The sequence below is a fragment of the Nocardia sp. NPDC051911 genome, assembly GCF_040681035.1.
GTDB classification, from domain to species: domain Bacteria; phylum Actinomycetota; class Actinomycetes; order Mycobacteriales; family Mycobacteriaceae; genus Nocardia; species Nocardia sichangensis.
In genome coordinates this window covers 1-1,284 of sequence record NZ_JBFAXY010000111.1, presented here as the reverse complement: position 1 = coordinate 1,284, position 1,284 = coordinate 1, and the positions used below count along the sequence as shown (strand labels likewise).

Annotated in this window: 1 protein-coding gene; it reads left to right on the top strand. The window is 65.1% G+C overall.

Features of this window, described 5'->3' with window-relative positions; translation table 11 throughout:
* The first annotated feature begins 81 nt into the window (after nucleotides 1–81).
* Nucleotides 82–1,223, top strand: a protein-coding gene (locus tag AB0L97_RS38640) for an IS3 family transposase (protein WP_364440028.1) whose coding sequence is annotated in 2 segments (ribosomal slippage) — nucleotides 82–349 and nucleotides 349–1,223 — 1,143 coding nt in all. Because the reading frame shifts where the segments join, the coding sequence is not laid out codon by codon here.
* Nucleotides 1,224–1,284 lie beyond the last annotated feature (61 nt).

The window sequence follows — 1,284 nt, the reverse complement described above, 5'->3', positions numbered from 1 at the left end:
TGGCCCGTTCCCACTGAATGAGACCGCTCGGTATTAGAGTCCTGATGGCCCTGATGAGGGTCGGAAGGGACACTGAGGGACATGGCAGGACGCAAGCGGCATTCCGCGGAGGAGATCGTGCGGAAGCTGCGCCGTGCCGACGAGCTGGCCGCGGAGGGCCGCTCGGGTGAGGAGATCGCCGCCGAGCTGGAGGTCTCGGCGGCCACGCTGTACAACTGGCGCCGCCAGTACGGCGGAATGGACACCGACGCCGCGAAAGAACTCAAGGAGCTGCGAGAGCAGAACGCGCGGTTGAAGCGACTGTTGGCCGATGCCGAGCTGGAGAAAGACGCGCTGCGGGAGATCGCCAAGGGAAAATGGTGAGCCCGGCCGCTCGCCGCCGCGTCGTGGACATGCTGAAAGACGGTTTCGGTATGTCGGAACGATTCGCGTGCAGAGTGGTCGGGCTTTCGCGTTCGACTTATCGCCGTGTGCCGGTGGCGGCCACACCAGCCGATCCGGATGCCGGTCTGCGGGCCTGGCTGCGCGGCTACGCCACGAAACATCCGTGTCACGGGTTCCGACGTGCCTGGGCAGCGCTGCGGTTCGGCGAGAGCCACGCGGTGAACAAGAAGAGGGTGCACCGGTTGTGGCGGGAGGAGGGACTGCAGGTGCGTGAGCAGCACCCGCGCAAACGCGCGGGTGTTTCATCGATGCCGCCGATCGACGCGGATGCGCCGAAGGTGGTGTGGGCGTTGGACTTCCAGTTCGACTCCACCATCGATGGGCGGGCGGTGAAGATCGCGTCGATGGTCGATGAGCACACCCGCGAGTCGCTGCTGCACGTGGTGGAGCGGTCGATCACCGCTGAGCGACTTGTCGCTGAGTTGGAGAACGTGTTCGCGGTCCGCGGCGCGCCGAAGGTGCTGCGGATGGACAACGGGCCGGAGATGATTTCCCAAGCACTGCAACGGTTCTGCTCGAACAGGGTCGGAATGGTGTATATCCCGCCGGGCACGCCATGGAACAACGGGTTCATCGAGTCGTTCAACCGGCGGCTGCGCACCGAATGCCTGAACCGCAACCACTGGACCAGCCTGCTCGAGGCCAGGGTGGTGATCGGCGACTTCAAGGACGAACACAACCGGGGACATCGGCACTCGGCGCTGGGTTATCTCACACCCGCCGAATACGCTGCCCGCTGCACCCACCGCCACCACCCGGTGGCCTGCACCACCAACTGAAACTGGATCGAATACAACCCGGACTCAAAGACCGGGTGGTCCCGTCATCGGGGACCGGCCA